The sequence below is a fragment of the Collinsella sp. CLA-ER-H7 genome (genome assembly GCF_040092345.1).
In the GTDB taxonomy this organism is placed as follows: Bacteria; Actinomycetota; Coriobacteriia; order Coriobacteriales; family Coriobacteriaceae; genus Collinsella.
Genome location: NZ_JBBNLT010000002.1, coordinates 19,301 through 41,916 on the forward strand (window position 1 = coordinate 19,301; position 22,616 = coordinate 41,916).

Genomic DNA, 22,616 nt, shown 5'->3' on the forward strand with positions numbered 1-22,616 from the left:
ACCCAAATGAGGGACCTAGGTTGTAAAATACATGGTTGGGAATGTATTTTACGCAGAGAGGTCCGACCATGGCCGATAAGACCGCGTTCGACTACGTTAATGAGATATGGAGCATCGCGAACTACGTGCGCGACGTCATCCGCCCCGCCGACTACAACAAGCTCATCCTTCCCTTCGCTGTGCTGAGGCGCTTCGAGTGCGCCCTCGAGCCTACGCGGGCGGCCGTGAGCAGACAGGCCGCCAAGGGAGTCTGGGACGACGACGACCCGAAGTACTGCGCCCTCTCCGGCCACTGCTTCTACAACGTCACGAGCTTCACGCTCTCCAACCTCGGGGCGACGAAGACCTGTGACGCCCTCATGGCCTACATCAACGGCTTCTCCGTGAACGCCCGCGAGGTCCTGCAGCGCTTCGAGATGCGCCAGACCTGCGAGAAGCTTGATGAGAAGGGCATGCTCTACGAGGTGTGCACACGCTTCTCGGGCTTCGACCTCGGGCCCGAGACGGTCTCCGACCGCATGATGACCGACATCTACGAGCACCTCATCCAGCGATACGGCGAGGAGATCTCGCAGGACGCCGAGGACTTCATGACGCCGAAGGACGTGGCGAGGCTCGCCACGGCGCTCCTGTTCGCGAACGAGGACACGCTCCTCAACGCCGACAACGGCGACATCCGCACGCTCTACGACGGCAGCTGCGGCACCTGCGGCTTCATCTGCGACGCGCTCGACCAGCTCGACGAGTGGCACGACAAGGGGCACTTCAAGAGCCCAACCAAGATTGTCCCCTACGGCCAGGAGCTCGAGGACGCGACCTGGGCCATGGGCAAGGCCGCGCTCATGCTGCGCAATATCGCCGGGGGCTCGGGAGACGTGCTCGACCAGATGACCGACCTGTCGGCCGGCATCATGCTCGGCGACACCCTCGACGACGACAGGTTCGAGGGACGCACCTTCAACTACCAGCTCACGAACCCGCCCTACGGCAAGGAGTGGAAGAAGGAGAAGGACGCCGTCCTCGAGGAGATGGGCCGTGGGTTCGATGGCAGGTTCGGCGCCGGCAAGCCCGACATCGACGACGGCAGCATGCTCTTCATGCAGAACGTCGCGGCGAAGATGGCCCCTCCCAAGGAGGGCGGCGGGAAGGCCGCCATCGTGCTCTCGGGCTCCCCGCTGTTCAACGGGGATGCCGGCAGCGGGCCATCGGGCATCCGCCGCTGGCTGTTCAGCGAGGACCTCGTCGACTGCATCGTGAAGCTGCCGACCGAGATCTTCTACCGCACGGGCATCGCAACCTACATCTGGGTGCTCAACAACCACAAGCCGGAGAACCGCAAGGGGTACGTGCAGCTCATCGACGCCTCGGAGGAGAAGACCGCCCTGCGCAAGAGCCAAGGGAACAAGCGCTACGAGATCGGCGAGGACCAGGCCGCGTGGATCGTGCGCACCTACGTAGACGGGCACGACCACGGCAGGTCGGTCATCGTCCCGGTCGAGAACTTCATGTACCGCAAGGTGACCACGCAGCGCCCGCTGCGCGTTGTCATTGAGCCCTCGGTCGATGGGCTGGATGCCCTCTTTACCCTCAGCAAGCCCATGGAGAAGCTGTCGGACGCGAGCCGCGCCGCCATTCGCTCCTGGGTTGAGAAGAACGAGGGCGCCTCGCTCACATACAGCGAGGTCCTGGCTGCGACCGAGAAGCTTCACAAAGCGATCGAAAAGCCCAAGCCACAGAAGGCCGCCCTCGCCGACGCCCTCGTCAAGGTCTTCGGACGTCGAGACCCGTCCGCGACTCCCGCAATCGATGCGAAGGGCAATCCGGTGTTCGACCCCGAGCTCAAGGACACGGAGAACGTTCCAATCGGCATGGAAATCAACGACTACATGGCGACCGAGGTGCTGCCCTACGCTCCCGACGCCGTGGTGGACGAGTCCGTAAAGGACGAGCCGAAGTACGACGCCAAGAGCGGGCTCACGGCCAACCCGCTCGGCGACGGCGGGGTTGGCGTCGTCGGAACGACCATCTCGTTCAACAGGTATTTCTACAAGTACGAGAAGCCTCGCGACCCGCAAGTCATCGCTAAGGAGATCCTCGAGCTCGAGGACGGCCTCGGCGAGCTCATGAGGGGGTTCCTGGCATGAGGGAGACGAAGGACAGTGGCGTTGACTGGATCGGCGAGGTGCCGGTCAACTGGGAAATCGTTCCGATAAAGGCGGATGTTTCAATTGGACATGGCTCCGACCCCACAACGCCTGGTGATATTCCGGTTTGGGGCAGCGGGGGCGAACCCTTTAAAACCTGTGGCGAGCATAAGAATGGGCCAGCGGTGCTTCTTGGACGAAAGGGAACATTAGATTGCCCCCAACTTGTTACCGGGCTCTACTGGAACGTCGATACAGCTTTTGATGCGAAAATCACAAGTAAAAAGCTCTCACTGAAGTTCTTCTACTATGCTGCAACCTGTGTTGACATTAAGCCATATATGACCAACACGGCTAAGCCGAGTATGACTCAATTTGACTGGGACAATTCGAGAATCCCCCGCCCTCCACTTGCGGAGCAGCGACGAATCATCTCATACCTCGATGAGCGCTGCGCGGCCATCGACGAGGATGTCGCGAAGCGTCGCGATGTCATCGGGAAGCTCAAGGAATACAAGAAGTCACTCATTGCGCATGCCGTGACGAAGGGCCTCGACCCGAACACAGAGATGAAGGACAGCGGAGTCGACTGGATCGGCGAGGTGCCGGCGAATTGGCGTCTAACGAAAATCGGACAGGTCTATGACCTGCGCAACACGAAAGTCAGCGATTGCGATTACGAGCCATTGTCCGTAACCATGCAAGGCATCGTTCCTCAACTTGATAGCGCTGCCAAGACCGATGCGCATGACGATAGGAAGTTGGTTATGGAGGGAGACTTCGTAATCAACAGCAGGTCAGATAGACGTGGATCATGCGGAATAGCAAGACAAGATGGCTCCGTATCCCTTATCAATACGGTACTTATCCCCCGAGAACATATGGAGCCACGCTTCTATGACTGGTTGTTTCACACGACCCTGTTTGCTGATGAGTTTTATAAGAACGGTCACGGAATAGTAGACGACCTTTGGACCACAAAATGGGCAGAGATGAAGGGCATCACCATAGTTGAACCCCCATTTGAAACGCAAATAACCGTCGCGAACTACCTCGACGAGCGCTGCGCGGCCATCGACGAGGCAATCGCCCGCCAGGAGCAGCTCATCGAGAAGCTCGGCGAGTACCGCAAGTCCGTCATCCACCACGCCGTGACCGGCAAAATCGACTGTATGGAGGCCTAACCATGACAAAGGTCGATATGCATATCCCAGGCAAATCCGATCTCGACGTCAGTTTCGACGGCAGCCGGAAGATCCATCAGGAGGCGCCGTTCGAGCGCTACATATCTCGCAAGGTCGCAGGGCTGGAGCATTCGGGCTGGGCCCTCTCACCTGACGATACGGGGTTCGACCCGAACGACGCACTCGTGTTCGACGACTTCGTCGCCTGGCTCGAGGCCACCGCGCCGGAGAAGCTCGACAAGATGCGCCGAGAGAAGGGCGCCCGCTGGGCCGACCAGCTGAAGCGCGCCCTGGTGAAGAGTCTCGAGAGGAACGGCACCGTCCTCACGCTGCGCAAGGGCTTCCAGATGGCGGGCTATCAGACCATCGAGTGCATGGCGGGCTACCCGGACGACGAGCGCGTGCCCGGGGCGAGGGAGCGCTACGACGCCAACATCCTGCGCTTCATGCACCAGGTCCACTACCAGACCGCCGGGAGCAAGTCTCTCGACTTCGTCCTGTTCGTCAACGGCATCCCCGTCGCCACCGGCGAGGTCAAGACCGAGCTCACCCAGACCGTGCGTGACGCCATCGACGAGTACGCCGACGAGCGTAAGCCGGTGGAGCCCGACGGCGGCAGGAAGAACCCGCTGCTCATGTACAAGAGGGGCGCCGTGGTCCACTTCGCCGTCTCCGAGGACGAGGTCTGGATGTGCACGAACCTCGGCCCCTTCCCGAGCAAGTCGGCGAGGCCCCGCTTCCTCCCGTTCAACCTGGGACGCGACGGCGGGGCGGGCAACCCGGACGCGCCGGAGGGCGAGTACAGGACCCACTACCTCTGGGACACCATCCTCCAGCGCGACAACTGGCTGTCCATCTTCGACCGCTTCGTCTTCGAGGAGGTCGAGGACAGGCAGGACGCGAGCGGCCGGTGGCGCAGACAGGCGACCCAGATCTTCCCCCGCTACCACCAGTTCGACGCCGAGAGGAAGGTCCTGGCCGACGCGCGCGAGCACGGGGCGGGGCGCCGCTACCTCATCGAGCACTCGGCCGGCTCCGGCAAGACCGAGACCATCTCATGGGCTGCGCACGACCTCGCGAGGCTCCGCCGCGCGGACGGCGAGAAGATGTTCTCGAGCGTCGTGGTGGTCACCGACAGGCTGTCGCTCGACCAGAACATAAAGAAGACCATCTCCCAGCTCTCCAAGGTGACGGGACAGGTCGTCATGATCGGCCGCGACGAGAGGGGCAACGCCGTCTCGGACGGCTCAAAGAGCTCCCAGCTCGTCGAGGCCCTGCGCCAGAAGAGGGAGATCGTCGTGGTCACCATCCAGACGTTCCTCTACGCCTGGCCGGACATCGCGGTGCTGCCCGAGCTCGACGGCGCCGGCTTCGCGGTGATCGTCGACGAGGCGCACAGCTCCCAGGAGGGCAGCTCGGCGGCGTCCCTCAAGACCGCCTTCAACGCGGCGGCGGACAAGCTGAAGTTCGAGAGGATGCTCGACTTCGACGACGACTCGGGCGACGACGGGTCGGTCATGGACGCCTACTTCGCCCAGATGCAGGCGAGCAACCTCATGCCGCCGAACGTCTCCTTCCTCGCGTTCACCGCGACCCCCAAGGCCGAGACCAAGACCCTCTTCGGCACGCCGACGGGCGAGGAGGACGAGGACGGCAACCCGGTCATGGGCAGCTTCCACCTCTACCCGATGCGGCAGGCGATCGAGGAGGGCTACATCATCGACCCGCTCTCGGGATACGTGCCCTTGAAGACCCTCACGAGAATCGAGGACGAGTCCGAGGACGCCGACGGGAGACTCGTCGACGAGCGCCGCGCCAGGAGGAAGATCGCCAAGTGGCGCTCGCTCCACCCGACGAACGTCATGGAGAAGGCCAAGTGGATCATCGACCACTTCGTCGACAACGTGGCGCCGCTCCTGAACGGCGAGGCCAAGGCCATGATCGTCACCTCCGGGCGTCCCGAGGTCGTGCGCTACAAGTACGCGATAGAGGCGTACCTCCGCGCCCGCCCGGACCTCGACCCCGCCAAGGTCGAGCCGAGGCTGCGCTTCAAGGTGCCCGGCGAGCCGCTCGTCGCCTTCTCCCAGAAGGTCCTGGGCGACAGGTGCGTCCTGCCCGAGGACGAGTACCTCGAGGACAACCCGTTCGCCCTCATCGAGCGCGGATACGAGTACACCGAGGCCAACATGAACCCGACCGGGCAGGGCCCGGTCGAGAGGGCGTTCGACCGCCCCGAGAGCAGGCTGCTCATCGTGGCCAACAAGTTCCAGACCGGGTTCGACCAGAAGAAGCTAGTCGCCCTCTACGTCGACAAGCCGCTCGGCAACGCCATCGAGATCGTGCAGACCTACTCGCGCGTCAACAGGACGTGCTCCGGCAAGGACAGGGTCTTCGTCGTCGACTTCGTGAACGACCCCGAGACGGTTCTCGCCGCCTTCAAGACCTACGACAAGGGCGCGACGATGAGCGCGGCCCAGGACCCGAACGTCGTCTACGACCTGAAGGACGCCCTCGACGCGGCCGACGTGTTCGCGACGCGAGACGTCGAGGGGTTCAAGGAGGCGCTCTACAGGTCCAAGGGCCTCGCAGCCGGCGGCGAGAGCGATGCCTACAGGACCGCCCTCTACTCCGCCGTCTCCGGGCCCGCCGAGATCTTCCGCGAGAGGTTCGCGGCGGCCAGGGACTCCTACGAGACTTGGCTGGAGTGCGCCAACCGGGCGGAGGCGGCCGGCGAGGCCGAGGAGGCGGAGAGGGCCAAGAGGAGCGCGGACGAGGCGGCGGGACGCGTCGCGGAGCTGATGACCTTCAGGAAGAAGCTCTCCAAGTACTGCTCCGCCTACACGTTCCTGTCCCAGGCGCTCGACTTCGGCGACCCCGACCTCGAGGTGTTCTACAGCTTCGCAAAGCTGCTCGGCCACAGGATCGCGGGCACCTCGCTCGACGACGTCGACGTGCGCGGCCTCGTGCTCCGGGACTTCCGCATATCGGCCCAGAAGGTCCCCGAGGGGGTCGAGGGCGGCGAGCTCATGCCGATGGGCGCGGGCGGCTCAGGCGCCGCTCCCAAGCGCGACACCATGGCGAGGATCGTGGAGAGGCTGAACCGCACGTGGGGCGACGAGGGCGACCCCCTCGTGAAGGCCCGAGCCGTCAATGCGGTCTCCGACGCCGTGGCGGCAGACCCCGTGACCAACACGCAGATCACGAACACGAGCAACACGAAGGAGGCTGTCCTCGCGGACGGGCGCCTGCGCAACATCGTCATCAGGGCCCTCATGTCGATGATGAGCAACGAGCTGGGAGACCTCGCCGAGCAGGCGCTCGACGACCCGCAGGCGATCGAGCCCCTGGCCGACCAGGTGTACGACCTCATCTCGCAGGGGAAGCGCTACGACATCGCCGAGCTCGCCTCCTACCTCTCGAAGGGGGAATAGATGGGCGCGGCGGGCTACGTCGAGGAGCTGCTCGGCGTCCGGGGCTGCGAGCTCATCGGCAGTGCGACCAAGGTCGATTGCGGCAGGAGGCTCCAGCAGTTCGACCTGAGATACCGCGGGCCCGTCCCCGCATCGTGCCCCGAGTGCGGCGGGACGCTGCACAGCCACGGCGCGAGGACCGTCGGCGTTGTGTCGACGCCACACTTGGGCATCCCGACGAGGCTCGAGATAGGGTTCCCGCGGATGCGATGCCCGGAGTGCGGCTACGTGTGGCGCCCGGCGATAGGCGGGGTCGACGCGGGTCACCGAATGACGGAGGCGGCATACGCCGACATCGCCCAGCGCTCACTCAGGCTCACCTTCCGCGAGGTCGCCGAGGAGTACCCGCTCTCGCACGTCACCGTGAAGAACGTCTTCGAGGACTACGTCCGCGAGAACGCCTCGAGGCTTCGCTTCAAGGTGCCGGCGTTCCTGGGCATAGACGAGAAGAACCTCAAGAGGGTCGGCATGGTGACCGTGATCACCGACCTCGAGCACAGGACGGTCTTCGACATGGTGCCCGGCAGGACGCAGTCCGACCTCGACGCCTATTTCTCCTCGTTGGAGGGCCTCGAGCGCGTACGATGGGTCTCGAGCGACATGTACCGGCCGTTCTGGAGGAGCATAGCCAAGTACACCCCGAACGCGACATGGGTCATCGACCACTTCCATGTCGTGAGGGGAGCCAACGAGGCCTTAGACGCGGTCCGCAAGGGCCTCCAGGGAGCCCTCGACAGGAAGGGCCGCCTTGAGCTAAAGAAGGGCCTCGCCTACGCCCTCAGGAAGCGGACACGCGACCTCAGCCCCTACGAGGCGTCGGCCCTAAGGGCGCTACGGGAAGACCCCTCCTACTCGACGCTGATGACCGCGTACGACCTCAAGGAGGACTTCTTCGGCATTTACGACGACCATCCGTCCTCACGCGAGGAGGCTGAGGCGGCGTTCGACGCCTGGATTCGGGAAATTCCCGATGGCAGGGAGTTCGATCCGTTCAGAGCCCTTGCTCGGACCGTCCAGAACCACCGCGAGTTCATCTTCAACTACTGGGAATGCCCCAGCCGCATCTCGAACGGCTACACCGAGTGCGCGAACCGGCTCATCAACGAAACGGACATGAGAGGGCGCGGATACTCGTTCGAGACGCTTCGGGCAAGGACCCTCTACCGCAGGCAGAACCTCGACCGCATCATCGCGAGCAACGGGCTCACGATCGGCCCTCGCATCGATGCTCCCGGCCCGCTCTTCGTGACCGAGCCCGACCGCGAGGACGAGGCCGTGGACGAGTTCATAGACCCGAGGTCGGGAGTGAAGGTCGACGCAACGACTGGGGAGATCCATTAATGGGGAGCATATTCACCGAGCATGTATTTCCTAGATACGTGGGGCGTCAAGTGATGAAGCCCCAGATGAACGGCTTTAACGACCCCACCCTGAGGGATTTCTCCCTGCTCGACTCATCCGTCTTGATGAAGGAAAAACTCAAGGGCGAGATGTTCGAGGAGGAGTTCATCCGCTCGTTCCTCAACGCCGCGAAGGAACTGGCGGCCGCCGGAAGAAGGGCCATCGACCGACCTGGGATGTACGTGATGCTGAAGCACTCCTATGCGATCCCGGTCCTGTTCCTCACGAGACACTGCATGGAACTAGCTATCAAGAGGGTGATTAGGAAGTGCGGAGTCGAGCCCAAGAGAGAGCACAGCCTCACGAAGCTGTGGAGCTCACTGCTCTCGAGGTTCCCAGGGCAGAGGTGCCGTGAGGACAACAGGGCCATCAAAAATATGGGCGCATTCGTAGAGGCCGTAGCCGACATCGACGACAACGGCATCAGTCTTCGCTATCCGCAGGACAGTTCAGGAAGGCTCACGCAGGATAGGCCGCTCTTCGTGAATGACGAGGAAGTCGCCTCATATCTAGAGAAGTTCGTAGAGCAACTAGAGCTGATTGACTTCGACATGATACATAGAGACGTTAAATAAGTGGTTGGATTATTGCAGCTCCAGCTGTTAGAAAGATGGTTGGATGAGTTGATTTAGACTCAACAGCAACCAACCAGAGATTTACCAATTTCCAACCACTTGTTTTACATACCCTTTTTTTGCCGAAAGCAGCCTAGGGTTCCCGCTTGCCCTCGGCGAGCATTTCCTCACGTTCGCTCATGGCGCCCACCCGAATGCAGGCGTACCCCACGATCGCGCACGCCATCATCGCCATGCCGATGAAGAAGCATATGGTCGATTGCATCACACCACCTCCTCCCGCGCATACACTATCGTCCTCTCGTGCCCGTTCCACCTGCCGTAGCTGCAGGTGCAGAACGCCTTGACGCTATCCGCCTCAACGTCGACGTCGAGCACGACGTCCGCTTCGGCCAGCAGCCTCTCGAGCCAAAAGCCGAGCTCTCCGTCGTCGGCGAACTCCAGGCGCTTGTGCTCAGCGTTCGAATCCACGACGTCCGCCGCGATGACATTCAGGCGAATGTCCCTCTCGGGTGTCTGCAGGAGAATCTCCTGATGCTCCTGCGCGAACCCCCTGTCCGAGTAGTTCGCGAATGCCGAGAACATGCTGCCGTCGTTCATGTGGTGGCCGAACATGAGAGCGAGCGGGCTGTCGATTCCCCGCCCCGCGCAGCCGGCGTCGAGGTAGGGGCATCCGTAGGGGTTCCAGCCGCGGTAGACGTCGTGGTCGAGGTAGAAGGTCGGATCGTCGGCGCTCGCCTGTACCACCGGATAGTCAATATCAGTCCCCGGGACGCTCACCCACGCCACGATGTCGGGGTTCACCGACAGCCAGAATTCCCAGTCGACCGTCGGGGCGCCATCGGATGCCGCATCGCTTCCCGAAGCATCTGCCAAGATAGGAGAGGGGTCTACATCTGCCGCCCTGTCATGGATGCTGAAGAGCCACAACCCCAACGCCGCAGCACCGACCAGCGCTGTCACCGCCACCATGATTGCAAATCGCTGCTTGATATTTGTGCTCACTTGAACCTCCAGGAAGACGGGCGGGGAGGCTCATCGCCGCCCCGCCCTCTTCGATCGACCGGGACCCGGCTACTTCTCGGGACCCTCGTCAGTGGATCCCTCGCCAACTGATGCGTTTCGACGGATGCGGCCGCGAAGCGCGTATGCGCCCGCAGCGCCGCCGCAGAGGATCAAGGCGCTGATCAGAACCCATACGGGAAGCAGGTCGCCTCCCGTCTTGTCGTAGGGGGTGCCGAGAGTCTCGGGGTTGTCGACGACCACGGTCTGCCCCTCGTCCTCGAGGTCCTGATGTACCGCGATGACGTTCCCGTTCACGTCGAGCACCTCCTCGAACGCCACGAGGGAGGCGCCCTCCTCGAGCTGGAAAGCATCGAACTCGAAGGTGATCTCTACGGTTCCCTCAGAACTTTCCGCCACGAACTCCGCGGTTGAGGTCACCGGATTGCCTTCCGAGTCCTCAAGGGGCATGCCAGTCGCCTTGTCCATGATGGTGCCGTGGGCAGTATAGGTTTCTCCTGCGACGAGCCCCTTGTACTCGACGGTATCCACGACGGTGACCGTCCCGTTCTCGACCATGTGGTCGCCGTCGGCGGCGTCGACGAGCGTGGTGCCGATCTCGACGACCGTGACGGACTGGCCCTCGTCCTCGATATCCTCGTGCACCGCGAGGACGGTGCCTTCGGCGTCGAGCAGCTTCTCGAACACCACCAGGCGGTGACCGCCGAGGCCGGAGGAATCGAATGAGAGCTCTACCGTCTGGGTACCCTCGGCAGCTTCGGGCGTGAACTCGACGGTCGCGGCCACGTCAGTCGCGAGAAGCCCCTCGCCGCTTTTCAGCGGCTCGCCCGTCTCGGCATCCATCAGCGTCGCCTCGAGCGTATAAGAGCCTCCAGGGGTCAGACCCTCGAAGGCCACCTCGTCAGCGATGATGACCTCGGAGCCCGTCACGAGCTTGTCGCCGTCGGCGGCGTCGGCCGCCGTGGTGCCGATGTCGACGAAATGGACCGTCTGGCCCTCGTCCTCGATATCTGCGTGGACTGCTACCTCGATGCTATCCTTCACGAGGCTCTCGAAGGCCACGACGTCCTCGCCCGCGAGCAGGCTCGCGTCGAAGGTGAACTCGATGTCCACCGACCCGTTCGTGTTGTTCGCCGTGAACTCCTTGGTGGCGGTCACGGGATTGCCCTCGGCGTCGAGCAGCGGCTCGCCGGTGGACTTGACCATGAGCGTGCCCGTGAGGGTGTACGTGCCTCCGAACTCGAGGTTCTCGTAGTAGACGGTATCCACAATCGTCGTCTGCTCGTTTGCCTGGGCGATCTGGTCACCGTCGGCCACTTCGGTTGCCCGCGTTCCGATCCTCGGCCCCTCCTGGTCGTCGAGCGTCATCCAGACGGCCTCCGCCACGCCGGAGTCGCGCTCGATCCAGAAGGCCTTGGTCACGAGCTCGTAGCCCTCGTTCGCCTCGCAGGGAAGCTCCTCGAGCGTGTACTGGCCGTACGGCAGCGCGCCGAGCGCGTCGTTGGCGGGAGCCGACGAGCCGTCCTCGCCCAGCCCGAACCAGATGCCCGCCGACGGGTCCATCATACCGGCCGTGATGCGGTCGGCTTCGAGCAGGACGTCGTTTCCGTTGGTGTTGGCGGTGTGCCTGTTCCAGCTCGCCTCGGTCGAAGCCTGGCCGTTGCGGTCGGTGACCAGCACGTGCGTCTCGCCGGTCGCCACGTTGGAGATGGCGAAGGGAACCTGCAGGCTCGCGTTGGTGTCCTCGGCCTTCTTGGAGAGCTTGAGGTCGTTGCGGACGACCTGGTTGTAGAAGGTGAGCTCGCCGCCTTCCGCGTCCGCCGTCACGACAAGGCCGTCGGTCCGGATCTCGAAGGTCTTCGGCTCGCCGTCGGTGAGCAGGTAGGAGTCGTTGGTCGCGGTCTCCTGGATGGTGTAGGTGCCGTAGGGCAGCGCGTCGGGCGCGGTCTTCGCGATGTAGGAGCCGATTTCCTCGTCCCACTCGGTCTCGATGGCGGCGACGACCTCGCCCGGCTCGTACCAGGCATCGCCTACGAGGACCTTGTTCTCGGAGGCGTTCGTTATGGCGAACTCGATGCCGGAGAGCGTCGTGCCGACGCCTTCTGCTGCATGCCCGTTCCCGCCGACCGCCTCGGACTCGCCGAGCTCCGCGTCGGCCTTGGTCACCTGCACGCCGCCGCGTATCGCGTCGTCATGCACGGGGTCGCCGGAAAGGTCGACGACCTGGCCGTCGCCCTCGATGGCGAACCCGAGCTCGCCTTCCCAGGGAAGGTAGCCTTCCGGAGCGTTCGCCTCAACGATGCGGTAGGTGCCGCACGGCAGCGCGTCGCTCGCGGTCTGCGCGGTGTAGGCCGAGCCGTCCCAGGAGGTGGAGATGGTCATGACCGTCTCGCCGTCTGCGTAGCTGTGGCCGTTCACGTAGGAGTTCATCCCCGATGCGTTGACGATGGCGAACTCGGCGCCCTCGAGCGAGGCGTCGCCCTGCTCGCCTGCGCCGGCTTGCGCATCGACCTTGGCGATCTTCACGCCGCCGCGCTCCCACGTGAAGCTGGCGAGCGTCTGGGCGTCTGATCCCGCATGGATCCTGATGGCCGAGAATCCCGTGGAGACCTCGTTCGCACGTGCGTTGACCTGGCTCCACACGTCGCCCGCGATCTCGCGCTCCGCCCAGGAGGCGAACTCGGCGCTCGTGCCGTAGGTCGCCTCGGCGGCAGATCCCAGGTTGGCGTACGAGAGCAGGATGTGGCTCGCCACGCGGTACTTGTCCTCGTCCATGCCGCTTCCGTCGTACCAGGAGCTGGGCCACATGGACGCGTCGAAGCCGGGTGCCCCATAGGAGAACCACATGGCCGCCGCCAGATCTCCCGCCTCACTCGTCGGATAGGTTCCCGCATCGGGCGTGGAGCGCGACGGCTCGATGCAGTAGGCGTCGTTGCCGTTGGCGCTCATCTGGGTCGTCTCGTATCCGGCATAGGGGATGCTCTTGCCGATCGAGACGTTCACGTTCCCGGAGGCATATGCCTTGGTCGGGACGATGGCGACGGACAGCACGAGCGCCATCGCCATGGCGACCCGCACGATTTTCGAGGAGGTTATCCTCTCCATCGTCTTCTCTTTCATTTCTCGCGCACCTCCTCCTACATCGCGATGCTCTCGCGGCTCTGGGCGGCGCGCCTATCGCCGTTTCCCAGGCGCTCCGAGCCCTCGCGCGCGCCGCGCGCCTTCTCGGAGAGGCTCTGCAGGTACTCGCTGCGGTTGCGGTCGAGCGCCTCCTTGATCTGCGCCGGCATGACGCGCACGATGTCCTTGGCGGGCTTTCCTCGCTCGTCGAGCACCGGCTGGCCGTCCTCGTCGAGCACGCTTTTCTTGAGCCACACCTCGCGATCCGTCAGAAGCGGGATGTCGCGGTAGTTCTCGCCGCGGTAGCGGGATTCGTTTACGAACATCGGGCTGAACTGGTAGTAGCTCACGTCAACCCCGTCGACCACCGTGCCCTTCGGCAGCGTCACGGAGTTGAAGGTGCGTACCTCTCCGGTCTCCCGGTCGGTGTACTCGATGTCGGTCCGCACGAAGTTCTTGTGGAGCGTGAGGTAGGTGTTCTTCTTCTCAGGCATTCCATGCCCCTTTCTTTGCATCCTCGCAGGCGGTTGTCGATGTGGAAGCCCGCCTGCCTGTCCGTACCGTCGAAAGCCCCTCAGCCGTCCAAGGCGATCACCCCCTTTCAGAGATCCTTCCGACAAGATCAAACCCCGGATACGATGTCGCGCGCCCAAGCGCCGCTCTTGACGAGCGACAGGATCAAAAGCACGCACATCGCCAGGTACTGGAGCGCGTAGGTGAGCCCGGTCGCGATGCCGTCGATGGGGGTTCCCGTCGAGGTGCTCGCCCCGGTGAGCCCGCCCAGGATGAGCGGGAAGGCGACGAGCAGGATCAGGATGATGAGCCCCGCCAGGCACACCGCGGTGAAGTTCTTCAGGTAGCCGATGCCTATCTGGCGCGTGTCGTCGAGCGCCATGAGCGAGAGCGGGATCGGGCCGAACGCCGCCATGACGTAGAGCTGGATGGCGCGCGCCCAGCACACGACGAGCGCCACGATGTAGGCCCCGAGCACCACGACCCAGCTGATGACGGATACCAGGAGCAGCGCGATGAGGGCCGGAACGTCGTCGTCTTCGGTCACCACGCTCACGGCAGAGAGGTCCATCGCGCCGCCCGCGCCGAAAAGCGCCATCGTGCGGTCGATGGCGAGCCCCACCACCGAGTAGATCGCCTCCATGAGCTCGAAGCTGTTCTGTATGAGGAACAGGAACACCGCGAAGAAGACCAGCAGGAAGACGACCTCCTTCACGCCGGGGAAGGAGGCGTTGCCGTCCATGCGCTGGCTTATCTGGATGAGCTTCACCGTGAACACCAGCCCGAGCACCCCGCATCCGATGGGAAGCACTGCGGCGTCCCAGACCCCTCGCGCGATGTCGTACATGGAGACATCTCCTGCGGTCGTGAGCATCTGCGAGAAGTCCGCGCCGATGATGCCCTCGTAGCCGATGCTCGAGAGCACCGCCACCTGGTTGGTGAACATCCAATTGCACGCATCCCGCAGAAGCCCGGCGAGCCATGCGTTCACGTCGTCGGCGATGCTCGCGTAGGCGGGAGACGCCGGGACGAGCATGAGCGTCGCGAAGAGCAAGGTGGAGGCGAACGCGATGCGGAAGCGCCTGTCTGAGATCATCGTCGCCACCCGCCTCATAGCGCGCTCAGCTCCCCGCTCGCGCGGTCTAGGGAGAGCTGAACGATCGTCGATGCTGCGTCGTTCAGGTGGAAGGACGTTGTGAGGACGTCCTCGTTGCAGTCGATGTAGACCTCGCCGTCCCAGGTGGCGAGCGTCGCCGTCGGGGATGCGATCGACGCCCTCTGCGCGATGGCGGAGGCGATCTCGGGATCCTCGGCATCGAGGAGGTCGTTTAGCTCAGAGGGGTGCGCGGCAAGCTCGAGCCCGGCATCGGAGCCTTCGGCGATGAGGTAGTTCTTCGACAGCGAGAACGCGTCGCAGGAGATGCTCTTTCGGCCTCCCGCATCGCTTATGGAGAGCAGTGTCTGGGAGGCGGCCTCACCCGCCGAGCGCGTGAAGGATATCTGCGCCGAGACGCCAGCGTCGGCGGACTCCTCTGAGAGCACCTCGTAGTACATCACCTGCACCCCGGCCTCTCCAGACTCGACGATCGTCGAGTCGGAAAGCGTGAGCGTGCACGCTCCGTCCTCGCTTTCCCAGGTGGTGCCCGCATAGCCCGCGAGCGACTCGTCCGCCTTCTCTATCTTCTGGCTTCGCTCCTCTACGGGAACGACGGCCTCGGGTTCGCTCGGCTCTATCGCGCAACGCGCGAGCCCTGCCCCTATCAGGATCGCTGCGGCGCCCGCGGCGCATATGGCCATCAGTTTCGTCTTCTTGTCCATCTTCTTGCTCCTTGTCTATCGATACGACAGGGCGCAGGTGAAGCTCGAGATCCCGCTTGCGATCTTCACGACCTCGCCCCGATGGGGCGCGTGGATGTAGCGGTCGCCCCCTATGTAGATGCCGACATGCCCCATGCGGTAGAGGATGTCGCCGGGCTGCGCCTCCGAGAGCGCGATCTTCTTTCCCTGCGCGTACTGGGCCTCGGTGTTGCGCGGTATCGAGATGCCGGCCTGCTTGTAGCAATACTGGGTGAGCCCGCTACAGTCCAGGCCGACGCCCGGGGTCGTCCCGCCCCACACGTAGGGGACACCGAGCTGGCTGTAGGCGGCGGAGACGATCGCATCTGCCAAGACCGCCCCGGACCTGAAGTCCTCCAGGCTCATGCCGTCGAAACGGTAGAGGTTGTAGGTCTCCATGGTGGATTTCAGGCTCTCGACGTAGCTCGAGCTCGTCACCCATCCCGCGTCCTTGAGCCCCTCGGCCATCTTGTCCGAGTCGTGGTTCGCAATCGCCTCGCGTATGAGCGCGTTTGACGCGTAGCGATCGGCCTGCAGGAAGACGCGGCTGCGGAAGCGGATGCACTCCGCGTCGCCGACGAAGCTGATGAAGTCCGCCGTGATGGTGACCTGCTCGCCGCCGTACTCCTCGCCGGTCCTCCACGAGCTCTTCCCCGCGACCTCCTCGCACAGCGCATACGAGCTCGACCACTTCATGCCGAACAGGTTGTGGTCCTGCGTGGCGAGCCCCGAGAGGTGGTCGCCCTGCCCCGACTCGACGATGATCTGCGCGATCGTGCATCCTGCGGGGTGCCCGTACTCCTCCTGACACGCGAGCGCCTCCTCGACCATCTCGTAGGTGATGTAGGGCGGCAGCCCCTCGAGGGAGGCTTTGGACGCCTCGTTTTCCCAGAACCCGAAAAGGGCGCTCACGATCTGGGAGATTGCGAGCACGGCGAGCAAAAACGCCATGATCGCCGCGAGCACGCCCGCCACGGGGACAGCAACCGACGAGCCCGCGCTCACGACCGCGCCCTTGCCGCCGGCGGATGCCGCAGCCTTCGCAGCCCCGGCAGATGCCTGGCTGACGGCCGCATGCCGGGCCTTCGCGGCAGCGCCTTGACCGAAGGCCCCCGCCTTGGCATGCTTTGCGGCCCCTTTCAGCGGGCCTTTAGGCTTCGAGGCGGCAGTAGCCTTCTTGGAGGCGGAATGCCGTGCGATGACGGAGCGTGCGCCGCGGAAGGTGTTGCTCGCCTGTCCGATGCCGGAGAGCTCCTCGGAGTCGTCCGCCTCGGACGCGGCGGCATCGGCGATCGCGCGCTTGAGGTTCCCCTTGGCCTGGGCGGCGAGGCGGGATTTCACCTTCGGCCTGCCCGCACCGACAGGGGAGGGTTCGGCGAAGTCCGCCCTGCCCCGCCCCGGAGATTCGCCCTTCGATGAGAGCACCTCGCCCGCGCGCTCGGTCGATCCTTTCACGATCCCCGCCGAGATGGCGTCTGGCCGGTCGTCCATCCCGAGCGCACGCGCCTGCTCGCGGCTTGCCGCCTCGAGCCGTGCCGATCCGTCCGAGTATGTCGCCGCGCTCTCAGGCATCGCCGCCCTCCCGGGCCCGCGCGAACGCCTGGGCGCGCTTTATCTGGGCGATCTCCTCGGGCTTGGTGTTGAACAGGTCGTAGAGCGCGCCCTTCGGGAAGTCGTCCTTGAGCGGCACGCGCACGCCTCCCGCCACCAGGAGGCCCTCGCCGGCCTTGATCGAGTCGTCGATGTAGCCCTCCTCCTGGGCCGAGAGGGCCAGCAGGTCGACCCAGCTCTTGCGGTCGAGGTGGCTCTGCTTGTGCAGGAGCACGAAATCCGAGTTCAGCACCATGTTGCGGGCGTCCTCGTGCTCGAGCATGTAGGTCGAGTTCTGCGTGATGCCCGTGCAGATCAGGTTGAACTTGCGGCCCTCCGCCCAGAACTTGGAGAAGTAGCTGATGATCGCCGGGTGCCCGAAGAGGCTCTGCACCTCGTCGATGTAGAGCCAGGTGGTCACGCCGCGCTCGAAGTTCGCGTACATGCGGTTGCGCACCGCTTCCAGCGCCGTGAGCATGCCGAAGACCCTCATGTTCTGCGAGAGGTCCTTGAAGTCGACGTTGGTGATGCGGTTGGTGAAACCCACGTTGCTCTGGTGGTTGAAGAACGAAAGCGCCCCCTTCACGTAGCGCTCGTAGCGAAGCGCGATGTCGCGCGCCTCGGGCTCCTCCTGCTCGAGCAGCAGCTCGTAGAAGTCGCCGAGGACGGGCAGGCGCCCCTTGCCCTCACAGCGCATGTAGGCAAGCTCCACGCAGCGGCTGATGATCGACTTGTCCGCCTCGGGCAGCCCCTCGCGCCCCTCTGCCATGGTCGCGCTCGAGAGTGCCAGTATCGCGTCGATCTTGAAGGCGAGCTGCGCCTGGTTGGCCTTGTCGGCGACGTCGGAGAGGTCGAAGGGGTTCATGAACGTGTCGGTGTCCGGCGAGAAGCGTATGCAGGTCCCGCCCGCGGGCTCCACGACCGGCGCGTACTCGCCCGCCGGGTCGAAGACGATCACCTCGTCGTCGGGATAGGCCAGGATAGTGTTCATGATCTCGCGTTTGACGCTGAAGCTCTTGCCCGAGCCCGGCTTGCCGCAGACGAACCCCATGGGGCTCGCGAGCTTCTTGCGGTTGCAGATGACGAGGTTGCCCGACTGCTTGGACTGGCCGTAGTAGCCGCCGCCTTCCTGGTTGAGCTCCTGGGAGGCGAAGGGCATCTGTATGACGATCTGCGCGGTCGTCATGTAGCGCGAAACCTCCACGTGGTTGAGCCCCAAAGGCAGGATCGAGTTCATGCCCTGGCGCTGGCGGTACGAAAGCGGCTCCACCTCGATGGAGCGCTGGCGCGCCGCCGCCATGATCTGGCGGGTCTGGTGGTCGAGGGCCTCTGCCGTGTCCGCGTAGGTGAACACGAGCCCCGTGTAGGTGAACAGTCGCTGGTTCTTGTTCTGGAGCTGGTCGAGGAGCTCTTCGGCCTCCTCCTTGGAGTGCGAGAGCTCGGGAGGCAGGATGGAGAAGTCGTAGCCCTTCTTGACCGCGCTCATCTGCTCGTCGATGACCTCCTTGTCCATCCAGGCGATGCGCTTCTTCACGTAGGCCACCGCGGCGGCCTTGCCCATGGGATGGATGTGGAGCGTGACGTTGAGCGGCATCGGCAGGTCTACGACGTTGGCGATGCAGTCGTCCTCGAGATCGCTGCCAAATCCGCGGAAGACCAGCACGCGGCACCAGGTGCCGTCCGCCCGGTAGCAGTCGGCGCGCCCGTCCGGCTTGAAGTCGAGCACCGAGGGCGCAATGAGGTCCTTGGTGCGAAGCCCGCTTAGCTGGGACAGTTTGTCCCACGAGAAGGTGAACTCCGCTTTCGGCCGCAGCTGTGACTGGACGAGCTCGAGGCGCTCTGCCCCGTCGAGCATGCGCGCCTCGCAGCGGATGCGGGCGAGCGTCTGCATGCAGTCGCCGCGGGTTCGGGCGAGCCTGGGCGCTGCGGCATCGAGGTCGTCCGCCCCCACGAGGAAGGTGAGATAGCGGTGGCGCACGAGGTTGGAGACCCCCTCGCGCATCTTGTCGTTGAGGATGCGGTTGTACTCCTCGACGTACTCGTCGACGCGCGGGTCGCTCTTCTCGAAGAAGCGCTTGCGCCCGATCTCGCGCTCGGGTATGGGAGTGTTGGTTATGGTGAGCTGCACGGAGGTCTCCGAGCCGAAGTAGTCGTAGAGCTCGCTCATCGCCGCGAACACCGACTGCTGGTTCTCCTCGCGCGCGGACTGGTAGCTGATGTCCCCGAACTCGATGGTCTGGCTGAAGAGGCCCTCCTCGACCTGCGCGGTCCCGTCGGCGTACATGGCGTCGTAGCCGATCGCGGAAAGGACGTCTTTGGCCTCGGCTCGCGCGCGCCTCTTGCGGCGCGCCGCCTGCTCGACTTTCTTCTCCTCTTCCTCGAGCCTCGTCGTGCGGGCATGCGCGCCGCGCACGGGCAGCCTGCCCTTGCGTGCCGCCGCCTCCTTTTCCTTGGGTTTCTTATTGGTCTTATCGAACAGCAGCATTCGCCTCCGCCCCCTTCCTCTTCGCCTTGCGCTTGGCCTTTCGCGAAGGGCGTCCCGGCACGGGAGAGGTCTGCGCACCCTCGAGCACGGGTGTGGAGCGGTAGAGGATCCTCTGGTCCTCGAGCTTGAAGTCGAGCCAGAGCGGGACGAACTTCTCGAATTTCATGTGATGGGGCCGCCAGAACCCCGCGAGCCAGAACGGCATGGATGCGCACATGACCGGCAAGGCTGCATCGCGCACCTCGATGCCGAGGGCGAACTGGCAGAGCGCCGCGGCTCCGACGGCGGAGGCGAGTCCGCCTGCGAGGCACGCGAGCGTGCGCGCGGAGAGCTTGCCCACGATCTTCTCGGTGTACTCGCCGATGTCCTTCTGGACCCTTACGGATAGCATTTGCACATCCTCCTTCCCTTAGGCGGGGAGCCAGGACGTGTCGAGCTGGCCGAAGTAGATGGCGGCGGCGATTATGATCGCCCCGCCAGCGATGGTCGAGATCGCGCTGGCGATCTGAGCGCCTCCCTGCTGCTCTCGGATGGCGAGGCCGAGCGACACCGCGCCCCAGACGATTAAGAAACCCCCTAGGAACGTGACGCAGCCGGAGACGAGTCCGATGATGTTTGAGAGCATCTTGGCTCCTTTGCATGTCTTGCTTGTGGGCGGCCGCAACGGTTGGGTTTGAGGCGGCCGCCCCGGTTGGTACAATTGGTCGTGGAGCGCATCTCGCGCCCCTTTGCATCCGGGACGGCGCGCGGCGGGCTTGTGTGGAAGCTGGCCGCGCCGCGCTTGTCAAGGGAGTGTCGGCTCCCGCCGTCCCATCTCTCATCTCATGGGCGCATCACCGCCTCTCCTTTCCCGGTACTCCTTGAAGTCGAAACGCTCCTCGTGCCTCGCGCCCGCATGCCCGGGGTCCACCTCGGGATAGGAGGGATGCTCCTCGATGCGGTACTTCGCGCCCTTCAGGGGGTAGGTCCCGCTGATGAGCACGATCGACTCGTCGCGCGGGAGCCTTCCCACCTCGTCGGGCGTCATGAGGTCGCGTTCGATCACGTTGTAGTTCTGGGTGGTGGAGCGGTTCGCGCCCCTCGAGTCGCTTTCCGTGAGCACCTTCACGGTCTGCTTGCCGACCATCTTGGAGATCATCTCGTTGGTCTCGGTCGACTTGCCGCCGAGAAACACCACGGTGTCGCAGCAGTCCAGGATGGTCTTCGCGCCCTCCTTCTTGTAGGCGCGCTCGAGCTGGCTGGCCGACTGCAGGATGATGCTGAAGCTCACGTTGCGCGAGCGGGCCGTGGCGATGACGCGCTCGAAGTCGGGCACCGTGCCGATGTTGCCGAACTCGTCGAGCAGGAAGTGCACGGGGCGCTTGAGCGAGCCCCCGAAGCGAGCGAGAGCCGTCTTGTAGAGCACGCTCGTGGCCTGCCACATGAGCAGCGCGAAGAGGAAGTCGAAAGTCGAGTCCGAGTCCGACATGCTCGCGAAGATGGCGTGGCTGCCCTCTCCCGAGCCGAGAGAGTCGAGCGCCATCTCGTCGTATGCGACGAGATCGGAGACCGCATCGACCGAAAGGGGCTTCAAGCGCACGTTGCAGCTAATGATGATCGACTTCAGGGTCTTCCCGGCCGCCACCTTGAAGGCGCGGTAGTTTGACAGCGCGAAGTCCTCCTCCGGGTCGCGGGGCTCGGCGATGCGGACCCAGCCCCAGTCGCCCCCGTCATCGAAGGGGCGCTCTTCCCGCGCCTCGCGCCCGCGCCCGCGCTCCATGAAGCGCATGCCCGTCTCGAGCTCCTCGAATATGAGGTCGAGCGGGCTCATGTAGGACTCGTCCTCCTCGCGCGCCTCCGCGAGGCTCAGTAGCAGCATGAGGGAGTTGAGGTCCCTCTCCTCGGGTCGCGCGTGGTAGACGAGGTAGGCCACCAGCGCCGTGTAGAGCAGGCGCTCGGAGTTCTCCCAGAAGGGGTCCGACCCCTTGCGGTCGTCGGGCGTGGTGTTCTTGATCAGGCACTCCACGAAGACGAGGATGTCGGCCTGGTCCTTCACGTATGAAAGCGGGTTGTAGTGCATCGAGCGGGAGAAGTCGGTCGTGTCGAAGGTGCGTATGTCGTATCCGGCGTCCTCGAGCATCCAGCCGACATCGCCGAGGAGGGTTCCCTTGGGATCGGTGACGAGGAAGTCGGCGTTTGCCTGCATGAGGTTGGGCTTGACGTAGTAGCGCGTCTTGCCCGATCCGGGGCCGCCGAGCACGCAGACGTTGCGGTTTCGGTCGTGCTTGAGGTCGAAGCGCTTCGGCTTGAGCGCGAGCGCGAAGTCCCTCGAGAGCAGGATGTTGTTCGCCTTGTCTTTCCTGTCCATGAACGCTCGTCCCTCCTTGAGGGTTCCCCAGCGGGCGGAGCCGTGCTCCTCGCCCTGGCGGTACGTGCCCGCGCGCACGAGGCTGCGCGCCCAGACCGCCCAGGGTATGCATGCGGCCATGAGGCCCACGGCAAGCGCCATGGGCTCCGCCGCGAGCCCCGTTTCGGGAATCGCCGACAGCAGGACTGGGGCGTCGCATGCGGGGAACCCCGACGCGGCGGCCGCAGCCGCGAGCGCGTCTCCGGCGCAGAAGCAGGCGGCGCTTGCGGCACCCGCCGCGAGCGCCTGCGCAAGCGGCCTCATTTCGCCCTCGTCTCGACGCCGCGCGACATCTCGCGCGACTTTCCCTTGGCGGCCTCCAGTCGGGATGACGCCTCCCTGGCGCGCGCCGCCTTCTCCGCGATGGGTTCGCCCTTGATACGCTCGCGCATCTGCGAGAGTTCCTTTCCCGCGCGCTGGGCGGATGCGCGCGTGGTCTTCTCGAGGTCCTTGAAAGCCTCGTTCACTGCGGGCGCATCCTCGACCATGAAGACGAGATGCTCGCCCTCCGGCATGGGCGCGAACTCGTGTCGGATGCCCTCGCGCGAGAGTTTCTCGTCGATGGCCTGGCGGATGGTCTCGTACTCGGGAAGCGCTGTGAATTCGGACAGGTCGAGCTTTGCCCACTCGGCCACGCTGCGGCCAGGTTCGGCCCCGCCTTCGATTGCGTCTTCGCCGCGGGCGCGCCTGAATGCCGATGCGAGCCGCTCGCCGCTGGCCATCATGGCCGCCTCGCCGGCATCCTGACCTATGCGGATCATCCAGTCGACGAGTTTCTCTCCGGAGTCGTCGCCGAAGTCGTTTGTCATGCTTCTTGTCCCTTCCTCTTGGTGGGACAGACTGTCCCAGTCGCTTTCCGAAAACAGAGAAGGCGGGGTGAACCCGCCTT

17 protein-coding genes are annotated in these 22,616 nt (G+C 64.3%); 5 read left to right on the forward strand and 12 right to left on the reverse strand.

All coding sequences use genetic code 11. From position 1 onward, the window contains the following. The first annotated feature begins 68 nt into the window (after positions 1–68). The 5 genes from AAAX75_RS01480 to AAAX75_RS01500 are packed head-to-tail and all read left to right on the forward strand — an operon-like array spanning position 69 to position 8,774. Positions 69–2,144, forward strand: coding sequence for a class I SAM-dependent DNA methyltransferase (locus tag AAAX75_RS01480; RefSeq protein WP_015760613.1), 2,076 nt, complete (start codon positions 69–71; stop codon positions 2,142–2,144). Further along, on the forward strand, positions 2,141–3,328 hold the full coding sequence (locus tag AAAX75_RS01485) for a restriction endonuclease subunit S (protein WP_015760612.1): 1,188 nt from the start codon (positions 2,141–2,143) through the stop codon (positions 3,326–3,328). The genes AAAX75_RS01480 and AAAX75_RS01485 overlap by 4 nt, the downstream gene beginning before the upstream one ends. Before the next feature lie 2 nt (positions 3,329–3,330). Next, positions 3,331–6,759, forward strand: coding sequence for a DEAD/DEAH box helicase family protein (locus AAAX75_RS01490; protein ID WP_015760611.1), 3,429 nt, complete (start codon positions 3,331–3,333; stop codon positions 6,757–6,759). Continuing rightward, complete coding sequence (locus AAAX75_RS01495; RefSeq protein ID WP_349090856.1) at positions 6,760–8,139, forward strand: ISL3 family transposase; 1,380 nt, start codon at positions 6,760–6,762, stop codon at positions 8,137–8,139. A 53-nt stretch (positions 8,140–8,192) separates the two neighbouring features. Beyond that, entirely contained in the window at positions 8,193–8,774 is a 582-nt protein-coding gene (locus tag AAAX75_RS01500; RefSeq protein ID WP_349090857.1) for a HEPN domain-containing protein, read from the forward strand. A 133-nt stretch (positions 8,775–8,907) separates the two neighbouring features. On the opposite strand, the gene AAAX75_RS01505 is transcribed toward AAAX75_RS01500, so the two are convergent. From AAAX75_RS01505 to AAAX75_RS01560, 12 genes are all read right to left on the reverse strand, one after another. Beyond that, positions 8,908–9,039, reverse strand: coding sequence for a hypothetical protein (locus AAAX75_RS01505; protein WP_013978957.1), 132 nt, complete (start codon positions 9,037–9,039; stop codon positions 8,908–8,910). Further along, positions 9,039–9,779, reverse strand: coding sequence for a class B sortase (locus AAAX75_RS01510; RefSeq protein ID WP_015760608.1), 741 nt, complete (start codon positions 9,777–9,779; stop codon positions 9,039–9,041). Before AAAX75_RS01510 ends, AAAX75_RS01505 begins: the two co-directional genes overlap by 1 nt. 69 nt (positions 9,780–9,848) lie before the next feature. Next, a complete protein-coding gene (locus AAAX75_RS01515; protein ID WP_015760607.1) occupies positions 9,849–12,917 on the reverse strand; it encodes a VaFE repeat-containing surface-anchored protein in 3,069 nt (1,022 codons plus the stop codon). Positions 12,918–12,934: 17 nt separating this feature from the next. Then, positions 12,935–13,411, reverse strand: coding sequence for a hypothetical protein (locus AAAX75_RS01520; RefSeq protein WP_015760606.1), 477 nt, complete (start codon positions 13,409–13,411; stop codon positions 12,935–12,937). 128 nt (positions 13,412–13,539) lie between these two features. Continuing rightward, complete coding sequence (locus AAAX75_RS01525; protein WP_015760605.1) at positions 13,540–14,526, reverse strand: hypothetical protein; 987 nt, start codon at positions 14,524–14,526, stop codon at positions 13,540–13,542. Between the two features lie 14 nt (positions 14,527–14,540). After that, entirely contained in the window at positions 14,541–15,248 is a 708-nt protein-coding gene (locus tag AAAX75_RS01530) for a hypothetical protein (protein ID WP_015760604.1), read from the reverse strand. Between the two features lie 15 nt (positions 15,249–15,263). Continuing rightward, positions 15,264–16,838, reverse strand: a complete 1,575-nt coding sequence (locus tag AAAX75_RS01535; RefSeq protein ID WP_349090858.1) for an NlpC/P60 family protein — start codon at positions 16,836–16,838, stop codon at positions 15,264–15,266. Continuing rightward, positions 16,831–19,341, reverse strand: a complete 2,511-nt coding sequence (locus AAAX75_RS01540; RefSeq protein ID WP_114551465.1) for a VirB4-like conjugal transfer ATPase, CD1110 family — start codon at positions 19,339–19,341, stop codon at positions 16,831–16,833. The genes AAAX75_RS01535 and AAAX75_RS01540 overlap by 8 nt, the downstream gene beginning before the upstream one ends. Further along, a complete protein-coding gene (locus tag AAAX75_RS01545; RefSeq protein ID WP_015760601.1) occupies positions 19,325–19,732 on the reverse strand; it encodes a PrgI family protein in 408 nt (135 codons plus the stop codon). The genes AAAX75_RS01540 and AAAX75_RS01545 overlap by 17 nt, the downstream gene beginning before the upstream one ends. An 18-nt stretch (positions 19,733–19,750) precedes the next feature. Next, positions 19,751–19,966 carry a hypothetical protein gene (locus AAAX75_RS01550; protein ID WP_015760600.1) on the reverse strand — a complete coding sequence of 72 codons (216 nt, stop codon included), beginning with the start codon at positions 19,964–19,966 and terminating at the stop codon, positions 19,751–19,753. A gap of 192 nt (positions 19,967–20,158) precedes the next feature. After that, positions 20,159–21,991: a VirD4-like conjugal transfer protein, CD1115 family gene (locus AAAX75_RS01555; protein ID WP_015760599.1), complete on the reverse strand. Its 1,833-nt coding sequence runs from the start codon at positions 21,989–21,991 to the stop codon at positions 20,159–20,161. Then, positions 21,988–22,536 (reverse strand): hypothetical protein, encoded by a 549-nt coding sequence (locus tag AAAX75_RS01560; protein ID WP_015760598.1) that lies wholly within the window; start codon positions 22,534–22,536, stop codon positions 21,988–21,990. The genes AAAX75_RS01555 and AAAX75_RS01560 overlap by 4 nt, the downstream gene beginning before the upstream one ends. Between the last annotated feature and the right edge of the window lie 80 nt (positions 22,537–22,616).

Bases quoted from the DNA above. Each gene is read 5' to 3' on its own strand.
- AAAX75_RS01480 (WP_015760613.1), top strand. From the start codon at position 69: ATGGCCGATAAGACCGCGTTCGACTACGTTAATGAGATATGGAGCATC.
- AAAX75_RS01485 (WP_015760612.1), top strand. From the start codon at position 2,141: ATGAGGGAGACGAAGGACAGTGGCGTTGACTGGATCGGCGAGGTGCCG.
- AAAX75_RS01490 (WP_015760611.1), top strand. From the start codon at position 3,331: ATGACAAAGGTCGATATGCATATCCCAGGCAAATCCGATCTCGACGTC.
- AAAX75_RS01495 (WP_349090856.1), top strand. From the start codon at position 6,760: ATGGGCGCGGCGGGCTACGTCGAGGAGCTGCTCGGCGTCCGGGGCTGC.
- AAAX75_RS01500 (WP_349090857.1), top strand. From the start codon at position 8,193: ATGAAGCCCCAGATGAACGGCTTTAACGACCCCACCCTGAGGGATTTC.
- AAAX75_RS01505 (WP_013978957.1), bottom strand. From the start codon at position 9,039: ATGCAATCGACCATATGCTTCTTCATCGGCATGGCGATGATGGCGTGC.
- AAAX75_RS01515 (WP_015760607.1), bottom strand. From the start codon at position 12,917: ATGAAAGAGAAGACGATGGAGAGGATAACCTCCTCGAAAATCGTGCGG.
- AAAX75_RS01520 (WP_015760606.1), bottom strand. From the start codon at position 13,411: ATGCCTGAGAAGAAGAACACCTACCTCACGCTCCACAAGAACTTCGTG.
- AAAX75_RS01525 (WP_015760605.1), bottom strand. From the start codon at position 14,526: ATGATCTCAGACAGGCGCTTCCGCATCGCGTTCGCCTCCACCTTGCTC.
- AAAX75_RS01530 (WP_015760604.1), bottom strand. From the start codon at position 15,248: ATGGACAAGAAGACGAAACTGATGGCCATATGCGCCGCGGGCGCCGCA.
- AAAX75_RS01535 (WP_349090858.1), bottom strand. From the start codon at position 16,838: ATGCCTGAGAGCGCGGCGACATACTCGGACGGATCGGCACGGCTCGAG.
- AAAX75_RS01540 (WP_114551465.1), bottom strand. From the start codon at position 19,341: ATGCTGCTGTTCGATAAGACCAATAAGAAACCCAAGGAAAAGGAGGCG.
- AAAX75_RS01545 (WP_015760601.1), bottom strand. From the start codon at position 19,732: ATGCTATCCGTAAGGGTCCAGAAGGACATCGGCGAGTACACCGAGAAG.
- AAAX75_RS01550 (WP_015760600.1), bottom strand. From the start codon at position 19,966: ATGCTCTCAAACATCATCGGACTCGTCTCCGGCTGCGTCACGTTCCTA.
- AAAX75_RS01555 (WP_015760599.1), bottom strand. From the start codon at position 21,991: ATGAGGCCGCTTGCGCAGGCGCTCGCGGCGGGTGCCGCAAGCGCCGCC.
- AAAX75_RS01560 (WP_015760598.1), bottom strand. From the start codon at position 22,536: ATGACAAACGACTTCGGCGACGACTCCGGAGAGAAACTCGTCGACTGG.